This window comes from Micromonospora sp. (assembly GCF_048594385.1).
GTDB classification, from domain to species: domain Bacteria; phylum Actinomycetota; class Actinomycetes; order Mycobacteriales; family Micromonosporaceae; genus Micromonospora; species Micromonospora wenchangensis.
This window is the reverse complement of sequence record NZ_JBMDWU010000562.1, coordinates 1-8,661: the sequence shown is the minus strand read 5'-3', so window position 1 is coordinate 8,661 and position 8,661 is coordinate 1. Positions and strand designations below refer to the sequence as shown.

General features: G+C 74.3%; 8 protein-coding genes. 7 read left to right on the top strand and 1 reads right to left on the bottom strand.

Features of this window, described 5'->3' with window-relative positions:
* Window positions 1-1,347, bottom strand: a 1,347-nt coding sequence (locus tag ACOJTC_RS29810; RefSeq protein ID WP_420119369.1) for an NYN domain-containing protein, incomplete at its 3' end; no start/stop codon positions are given.
* A 127-nt stretch (window positions 1,348-1,474) separates the two neighbouring features.
* Between ACOJTC_RS29810 and ACOJTC_RS29805 the strand changes: the two genes are divergently transcribed.
* The 7 genes from ACOJTC_RS29805 to ACOJTC_RS29775 form a co-directional block, all read left to right on the top strand.
* Window positions 1,475-3,232, top strand: a complete 1,758-nt coding sequence (locus ACOJTC_RS29805; protein ID WP_420119368.1) for a DEDD exonuclease domain-containing protein — start codon at window positions 1,475-1,477, stop codon at window positions 3,230-3,232.
* A 128-nt stretch (window positions 3,233-3,360) separates the two neighbouring features.
* On the top strand, window positions 3,361-5,148 hold the full coding sequence (locus ACOJTC_RS29800; RefSeq protein ID WP_420119370.1) for a RelA/SpoT family protein: 1,788 nt from the start codon (window positions 3,361-3,363) through the stop codon (window positions 5,146-5,148).
* Window positions 5,149-5,215: 67 nt separating this feature from the next.
* On the top strand, window positions 5,216-5,737 hold the full coding sequence (locus tag ACOJTC_RS29795; protein ID WP_357932284.1) for an NUDIX domain-containing protein: 522 nt from the start codon (window positions 5,216-5,218) through the stop codon (window positions 5,735-5,737).
* Window positions 5,734-6,594: a sugar phosphate nucleotidyltransferase gene (locus ACOJTC_RS29790; RefSeq protein ID WP_420119367.1), complete on the top strand. Its 861-nt coding sequence runs from the start codon at window positions 5,734-5,736 to the stop codon at window positions 6,592-6,594. Before ACOJTC_RS29795 ends, ACOJTC_RS29790 begins: the two co-directional genes overlap by 4 nt.
* Window positions 6,595-6,617: 23 nt before the next feature.
* Window positions 6,618-7,232, top strand: a complete 615-nt coding sequence (locus ACOJTC_RS29785; protein ID WP_420119366.1) for a hypothetical protein — start codon at window positions 6,618-6,620, stop codon at window positions 7,230-7,232.
* Window positions 7,233-7,310: 78 nt separating this feature from the next.
* Window positions 7,311-7,598, top strand: coding sequence for an Lrp/AsnC family transcriptional regulator (locus tag ACOJTC_RS29780; protein WP_088644676.1), 288 nt, complete (start codon window positions 7,311-7,313; stop codon window positions 7,596-7,598).
* 153 nt (window positions 7,599-7,751) lie between these two features.
* Window positions 7,752-8,661 (top strand): alkaline phosphatase family protein (locus ACOJTC_RS29775; protein WP_420119365.1); only part of this gene is annotated, 910 nt, incomplete at its 3' end.

Sequence of the window (8,661 nt, the reverse complement as noted above, 5' to 3'; positions counted from 1 at the left end):
GGCCCTGACCAGCTGGCGGATCAGCTCGTCGGCGGTGGTGCCCTTGCGGGAGAACAGCACCCGGACCCCGCGCGGCGCCGGCGGCAGGCCGTGCACCCGCTCGGCGCCGTCGAAGACCACGGTGACCTCGTCGCCGGTCTGCGCCGCGATCCCGCCGAGGCCGGTGATCAGGCGGCTGCGCTGGTGCTCCAACGACATGTCGGGGTAGCCGCGCTTGGTGACGTTGTAACCGTCGACGACCAGGTGCGCCTTGGGCAGGGCGAGGAGCTGGTCGAGCCGGGCCGGGTCGTCGGCGTCGAGCGCACGCGCCTTGGTCGACTGGCCGGGGATGTCGGGCCGGTCGGCGGCCGCGTCGGCGACGAAGTCGGCGGGCAGCCGGTCCGTGGGTTCGAGGGCCAGCTCGCGGCGCAGGCCGACGGCGGCCTGACCGATCGTCTCCAGCAGCAGCCACAGCCGGGCGTCGTCGACCGAACGGGCCTCCTTGGCGCTGGCCTTGGCCACGCCGGCCGCCGCCTCGGCCTCGGCCAGCCGGGCCCGCGCCCGACGCAGCTCGGCGTCGCTGTCGGCGGCGGCGCGGGTGGCCCGGCCACGCTCGGTGGCGAGCAGTTCGGTGGCCCGGCGTTCCCGGGCCTGGGTCTCCCGCAGGCCGCGCTGGAGCTGGCGGTTCTCCTCCCGGAGCTGGCCGAGTTCCTCGCGGACGCGGGCCAGCTCGTCGCGGAGCTTGTCCGCCTCGACCCGGGCCACCGCCCGGTCGTGCTCGGCCCGGGTGGCCCGCTGCTCGGCCTCGCGGACCAGCTCGGCGACGACCGCGCTGTCCACCTCGGCGCGGACCGCCGCGCCGCTGGCGTCGATCAGCTCCCGCCAGCCCCGGGGGCGGACCAGGTAGGCCAGGGCGGCCACCTCGACCGGGTCGGCGGCGGCCGGCGCGGTGCCCTCGACCACGGCCGCGCCGAGGTCACCGGCGTCGGTCAGCACCCGGGCGGTGACCCGCTGCCGGAACAGCGGGTCGGCGGTGAGCTGGGCGGCGATCACCGAGCCACCCAGCCGGGCCCGCCGGTTGGGGGCGAACTTGGCCACCCGGCGCAGCGGCACCGGCACCTCGTCGGCGGGCAGGCCGGGCAGGACCGCCGCGGTGAGCGCCACGATCCGCTGCCGGACCGGCTCGGGCAGGACGGGCTCCGGCTCCGGCAGCCCGTCCACCGGCTCACCGGCGTCGGATCCGTCGGGCGGGGGAAGGGTGGCCCCGGGCTCGGGTGCCCCCGCACCCAGGTCCCCGCCGGCCCCGGGCGCGGCGGTGGACGACCCCTCCAGCGGGAGGTGGTCGTCGTGCGGGTCGGTGAGGGGCATGGGGCAAGTCTCCCACCGCGACCGGGCCCACCGCCGGATGAGTGAGCCGATCTCTCATCCTACGCCGCCAGGGGCCCCTGGGGCTGCGGTGACGGGAGTGTCGGACCGAACGGTTAGCCTGCCGCCCGTGGCACCTGGGGAGTACGTCCAGCAGACCCTGGCCGGTCTGGACCGGTCGGCCGGCGGCGTCGATCCGGCCCTGCCGCTGTACGCGACGACGTTCGTGGTGGTCGACCTGGAGACCACCGGCGGCTCACCCGACGGCGGGGGCATCACCGAGATCGGCGCGGTGAAGGTGCGCGGCGGCGAGGAGCTGGGGGTGCTCGCCACCCTGGTCAACCCGGGGGTGCCGGTCCCGCCGTTCATCACCGTGCTGACCGGCATCACCCAGGCCATGCTGCTGCCCGCCCCGCCGATCGAGCAGGTGCTGCCGAGCTTCCTGGAGTTCGTCGCCGACGCCGTGCTGGTGGCCCACAACGCCCCGTACGACGTGGGTTTCCTCAAGGCCGCCTGTGCGAAGCACGGCTACCGCTGGCCCAACCCCCGGGTGCTGGACACGGCGGCGCTGGCCCGGCGGGTGCTCACCCGCGACGAGGTGCCCAACCGCAAGCTGGGCACCCTGGCCGCCTACTTCCGCACCACCACCCAGCCCACCCACCGGGCGCTCGACGACGCCAAGGCCACGGTGGACGTGCTGCACGGCCTGATCGCCCGGCTCGGCGGGCACCGGGTCGACACCGTCGGCGAGGCGATCGAGTTCTCCCGCGCGGTCAGCCCCACCCAGCGGCGCAAGCGGCACCTCGCCGACGGGCTGCCCCGGGGGCCGGGGGTCTACATCTTCCGGGCCGCCGACGACCGGCCGCTCTACGTCGGCACGTCCGGCGACATCGCCACCCGGGTCCGCAGCTACTTCACCGCCGCCGAGAAGCGGGCCCGGATGTCGGAGATGCTGGCCGCCGCCGAGCGGGTGGAGGCGGTGGAGTGCGCCCACCCGCTGGAGGCGGAGGTCCGCGAGCTGCGGTTGATCGCCGCGCACGCGCCGCCGTACAACAGGCGGTCGAAGTATCCGGAGCGGATGGTGTGGCTCAAGCTCACCGGCGGGCCGTACCCCCGGTTGTCGGTGGTGCGCGGCCTGGCCCCCGGTGACACCGCCTACCTCGGCCCGTTCCGCTCCACCCGGGCCGCCGAGCTGGCCGCCGCCGGGTTCCACGACGCGGTGCCGCTGCGCCAGTGCACCCACCGGCTGTCGCTGCGCACGGTCACGCCGGCCTGCGCGCTGGCCGAGCTGGGCCGCTGCCCGGCGCCCTGCGAGCACCGGATCACCCCGCAGGAGTACGACGACCGCGCGGTCGCCCCGTTCCGCACCGCCACCACCAGCGACCCGCAGGTGGTGGTGGACGCCCTGCTGGCCCGGATCGAGTCGTTGGCGTCCGCGCAGCGCTACGAGGAGGCGGCGGTGGTGCGCTCCCGGCTGGCGGCGGTGCTGCGGGCCACCGTCCGGATGCAGCGGCTGGCCGGGCTGACCCGGATCGCCGAGCTGGCCGCCGCCCGGCCCGCCGCCGGGGGCGGCTGGGAGCTGGCGCTGGTCCGGTACGGGCGGCTCGCCGGGGCGGGGGTGTCCCCGCCGGGCGTCCACCCCCGACCGACGATCACCGCGATCCGGGCCACCGCGGAGACGGTGGAGCCGGGCGGGCACGGGCCCGTGCCCCGGGCCACCGCCGAGGAGACCGAACGCATCCTGTCCTGGTTGGAACGACCGGAGACCCGGCTGGTGGAGATGACCTCCGTTTGGTCGTCCCCGGTGGCCGGCGCGGGACGGTTCCGTGACCTGCTGGAGAAGGCCGAGGGCGGCGGGTCCCACCAACTCTCGACCGAACGCTCATGAGCAAGTGTCCGATCGGACGACCCCGCCTCGCTTAGTCTGTTAAGGGAGTGCAGTCCTGCCCGTTTCGTGGGCCTGCTTCCGGTTGCCGGCGACGGTGACCGTGGAGCCGGGGTGAGGAGGTGTCCCTCGTGGACGTCGACGCCGGACACGGCGCCGCCCTGGGGGGTGCGCTCCCGGCCCAGCCGGGCGAGTTGCCCCTGACCCGGCGGCTCCGGTCCCTGTTGAGCTGGCCGGCCAACGACGCCGACCCGGTGACCCAGCTCGTCCGCACCCACCGGGGCATCCATTCGAGCGCGGACGCCTCGGTGCTGCGTCGGGCGTACACGATCGCCGAGAACATGCACCGTGGCCAGTTCCGCAAGAGCGGCGAGCCGTACATCACCCACCCGCTGGCGGTCGCCCAGATCTGCGCCGACCTCGGGATGGACACCACCACCCTGGTCGCGGCGCTGCTGCACGACACGGTGGAGGACACCCGCTACACCCTCCAGGCGCTCAGCGAGGACTTCGGGCCCGAGGTGGCGCACCTGGTCGACGGGGTGACGAAGTTCGACAAGGCGTTCTACGGCAAGGCCGCCGAGGCGGAGACGATCCGCAAGATGATCATCGCGGCCGGCAAGGACGTCCGGGTGCTGATCATCAAGCTGGCCGACCGGCTGCACAACATGCGTACCCTCGGGGTCCGCTCGGCCGCCTCCCGGGAGCGGATCGCCCGCAAGACCCAGGAGGTGCTGGTCCCGCTCTGCGACCGGCTCGGCATCCAGACCCTCAAGCGCGACCTGGACGACGTGGTGCTGCTGCACCTGGAACCCGACGAGCACGCCCGGCTGGCCCGGCACGTGCACGACCGGCCCGGCTGGGACGCCTACCTCGACGACGTGGTGGCCCAGGCCAGGGTGGCGCTGCGCCGCAGCCGGGTCGACGCCGAGGTGAGCGTCCGCCCCCGGCACCTCTACTCGATCTGGAAGGACACCGTGGCCGGCGGGCACGCCGTGCCGTACGACCTGCCCCGGATCGTGATCGTGGTGGACGGCCCGGCCACCGACTGTTACGCCGCCCTCGGCGCGGTGCACGGCCGTTGGCGGCCGATCCCCGGCCGGTTCAAGGACTTCATCGCCTCCCCCAAGAACAACCTCTACCGTTCCCTGCACACCAGCGTCTGCGGCCCGCAGGAGCGCACGGTCGAGGTGCTGATCCGCACCCGGGAGATGCACCGCTGCGCCGAGTACGGGGTGGCCGCCGACTTCCGTTTCCCCCGGGCCGCCACCGGGTCCAGCAACACCGACCAGCTCTCCTGGCTGCGTCGGGTGCTCGACTGGGAGCAGGAGGCGCCCGACCCGGCCCAGTTCCTCCAGTCGCTGCGGTGCGACCTCGCCGAGGCGCAGATCCAGGTGGTCGCCGACGGCCGGCAGGTGGTGCTCCCGGCCGGGGCGACCCCGGTCGACCTCGCCTACGAGCTGGGCACCGAGCGGGGCGACCACTGTCTCGCGGCACGGATCAACGGCCGGCTCGCCCCGCTGGCGTCCGAACTGGACGAGGGCGACGTGGTGGAGATCTACACCGAGAGCGACACGGAGAGCGGCTTCGAGGCGGACGTCGCCCCCCGCGGGCCCCGCCGCGAGTGGCTCGACTTCGTCAAGTCGCCGCACGCGCAGATGCAGATCAGCCGCTGGTTCACCGAGCACACCGAGCCCGGCATCTCCATCGCCGACAAGGTCCGCCTCGGGCGGGCCACCATCGGCCTGGCGCTGCGCAAGCACGACCGGGGCCTGGCCAGCGACCTGCCGCTGCTGCGGTTGTCGGAGGAACTCGGCTATCCCGACCTGGAGACCCTGCTGGTCGCGGTCTTCGACCGGGCCGTCGAACCGGACACCGTGGTCCGCCAGCTCATCGACCTGGTCGACCATCGACAGTGAGGCCCTGGCCGGGTGACCGGTCGCCCCGCACCCCACGGCAGCGCACCGACGGCCTAGCCTGGAGGCCATGATCCTCCGTTCCCGCGCCACCGGCCGGGCCGTCGCGTACAAGGTCTTCTACCGGCTGCCGGTCTCGGTGCGTCGTCGCCTGGTCCGGCTCGCCGGCCCGAAGTACGTCGTCGGCGCGGTGACCCTGGTCCGGGACAGCGGGGCCGACGGGGCCGGCCGGCTCCTGCTGCTGCGCCAGCCCCCCGGGCACAGTTGGACGCTGCCCGCCGGCCTGCTCCAGCGCGGGGAGGCCCCGGTCGTCGGCGCGGCCCGCGAGCTGTACGAGGAGTCCGGCGTCCGGCTCGCCCCGGAACAGCTCCGCCCGGCCGTGCCGAACGCGGTGGTGCACACCCGGGGCTGGGTGGACATGGTCTTCGAGGCGGAGGTGCCCGCCGCCACCACGCCGCTGAAGGTGGACGGCGCGGAGGTCTTCGAGGCGGCCTGGCACCCGCTGGACGACCTGCCCCGGTTGAGCCGGGCCACCGCCAACCTGCTCGGCCACTACGGCATCGGGCCGCAGGCCGGCCAGCCGACGACGTGACCGCCCCGGACGGCGTGTGCGCGGTGGTGCTCGCCGCCGGTGAGGGCACCCGGCTGCGCCCGCTGACCGCCCGGGTGCCCAAGGCGCTCTGCCCGGTCGGCAACGTGCCGCTGCTGGACCGGGCCCTGCACCGGCTCGCCGGGCTGGGTCTGACCGGGCCGCGGCGGGTGGCGGTGAACGCCTGCTACCTGGCCGACCAGGTGGTGACGCACGTCGGCGACCGGGCGCACCTGTCGGTGGAGCCGGGTGACCCGTTGGGCACCGCCGGCGGCCTGGGCAACCTGCGGGACTGGATCGCCGGGCGGGGGGTGCTGGTCGGCAACGCCGACGCGTACCTGGCCGATCCGGGTGCCGCCCCCGGCCCGGACGTCGCGGCGCTGCTGGCCGGGTGGGATTTCCGGTCCGTACGCCTGCTGGGCCGGCCGGCACCCGACCCGCGCGCCCCCGGCACCTTCGACGGGCACGTCTTCACCGGTTTCTCGCTGCTGCCCTGGCACCGGGTGCGGGAGCTGCCGGCGAGCTTCGGTGACCTGGTCCGCACGGTGTGGCGGCCGGCGGAGGCGGCCGGCGAGCTGACCGTGGTGCCGTACCCGGGCACGTTCTTCGACACCGGCACGCCCGCCGACTACCTGGCGGCCAACCTGCACGCCGCCGGCGACGGCACGCTGGTCGCCCCGGACGCCACCGTCACCGGCCGGGCCCGGCACGCGGTGGTCGGCGCGGGCGCGGTGGTACGCGGTGACGTGGAGCGCGTGGTGGTCTGGCCCGGCGCGACGGTCGGCCGCCACGAACGGCTCCGCGACGTGATCCGGGCCGCGGACGGGCTCACCGTGGCGGCCGTACCGGGCGGACGTTGATCGTCGGTGTCAGAATCACCAGCATGCAGCCCTCCGTGCCCCGGATCCCCCTGTCGATCGGCTACCGGTCGAGCCGTACCGGTCGGGTCGTCTCGTTGGTGGTGCTGGGTGTCCTCCTCACGGTGACCTGCGGCTGTGTCGGTGCCATCCTCGGGACCGTCCTGAACGCGACGACCGGTCAGGGCACCTCGGGCAGCGGGGCGGTGCCGGCCGTCGTCGCGCTGCTGTCGGCCGGGCTGGTCATCGTCTTCGTCGGTCTGCTGGTCACGAGCGTCGTGCGGACGAACGCCTGGTTGGAGGGCTCCCGGCTCACCGTGGTCAGGCTCACCACGAAGAGCGTCGACCTGCGGGCCGCCCGGTCGGTGACGTTGCAGGCCACGGCCGTCGCGCACACCGGCGTCTCCAGCGACGGCTCGGTGGTCGCCACCGGCGCGGTCACCCGGACCCCGGTGCTCACCGTCACCACCGACACCGGCACGGTCAAGCTGGGGCTGCGCAGCAAGGAGAGCCTGCTGATCCCGCCGCCCGAGATGTACGCCCTGGCCGCCGCGCTGGACACCGCCCGCTGCCCGGGGGCGCCGGAGGCGTCCGCCTGGCTGCGCGCCATGGCCGCCGACCCCCGCACCATGCTGCTCTGACCGACACCGTGCGGCACTAGCATGGTCAGCGACGCCAGGCCGGCGTCGCGCCGGGCACGACGAACGGAGAATCGTCAAGTGATCACCGCGATCGTCCTGATCGACTGCGCCACCGACTCGATCCCCGAGGTGGCCGAGAACCTGGCCAACCTGCCCGGGGTCAGCGAGGTCTACTCGGTGGCCGGGCACGTCGACCTGATCGCCATCGTCCGGGTGCGGGAGTTCGAGCAGATCGCCAAGGTCATCGCCGGCAGCATCTCCAAGGTCCCCGGCGTGCTCAACACCGAGTCGCACATCGCCTTCCGCGCCTACTCCCAGCACGACCTGGAGGAGGCGTTCGCGATCGGCCTGGCCAGCGCCGACTGACCGCCGCGCACAGGCGACTCGTCGCCGAGGCGAGGGACGGCTCGCCGACGGTGCAGCTCGACCTGTTCGGTGGCGTCGACCCGACGGGCGGTGTCGGTGACACGCTCTTCGACTGAACCGGTCGGTGCGGAACGCCCGGGTAACGTCGGAGCGATGGTCTCCCCGGTGATGTCGGTGCCCCGCTACGGGGAGAACACGCTGTCCGATCTGTTACCCGCCGTGCTCGGGGCGGTGACGGGACACGACGTCGCCCCGTCACTCGACCTCGCCGGCGTCCGGCGCGTGTGCGTTCTCCTGATCGACGGACTGGGAGCACAGCAGCTCGCCGCGCGGGCGGAGCACGCTCCGATGCTGTCGTCGATGAGCGGCGAGACGTGGACGTCGACCTTCCCGTCCACCACGGCCACCAGCCTCGCCTCGCTCGGTACCGGCCGCCCGCCGGGTCAGCACGGCATCGTCGGCTACCTGACGGCGGTCGAGGGGTACGACCGGCCGATGAACCCGCTGCACTGGCGGTTGCACGGGCAGGCCGGAGGCCGGTCGGGGAAGGACGGGCAGGCCGGAGGCCGGTCGGGGAAGGGCTCGTCGGATTTGTTGTCCACCCTCGTGCCGGAGGAGTTCCAACCGCACCCGACGGTGTTCGAGCGGGCGTCGGCGGCGGGGATCGCGGTGACCCGGGTGGCACCGTCCTATCAACGGGAGTCGGGACTGACCCGCGCGGTGCTGCGCGGCGGCGACTTCGCGGCGTCGGTGTCGGCGGGTGATCTGGTGGCGCGCACGCTGAGCGCGCTGAACCGAGGTGACCGCTCGGTGGTGTACTCGTACTGGTCGGAGCTGGACCTCACGGGCCATGTCCGCGGCCCGTCGTCGGATGCCTGGAGTCACGAACTCCGACAGGTCGATTCGATGGTCGAGGCCGTCGTGTCGCGGCTGCCGCCGGACGCCGCGCTGGTGGTCACGGCGGACCACGGGATGGTGGACGTGGAGGAGCGTGTCGACGTCGACACCACCCCGGCGCTGTCGCTGGACGTCACGATGATCGCGGGTGAACCGCGGGCGCGGC

Bases quoted from the DNA above. Each gene is read 5' to 3' on its own strand.
- ACOJTC_RS29795 (WP_357932284.1), top strand. From the start codon at position 5,216: ATGATCCTCCGTTCCCGCGCCACCGGCCGGGCCGTCGCGTACAAGGTC.
- ACOJTC_RS29785 (WP_420119366.1), top strand. From the start codon at position 6,618: ATGCAGCCCTCCGTGCCCCGGATCCCCCTGTCGATCGGCTACCGGTCG.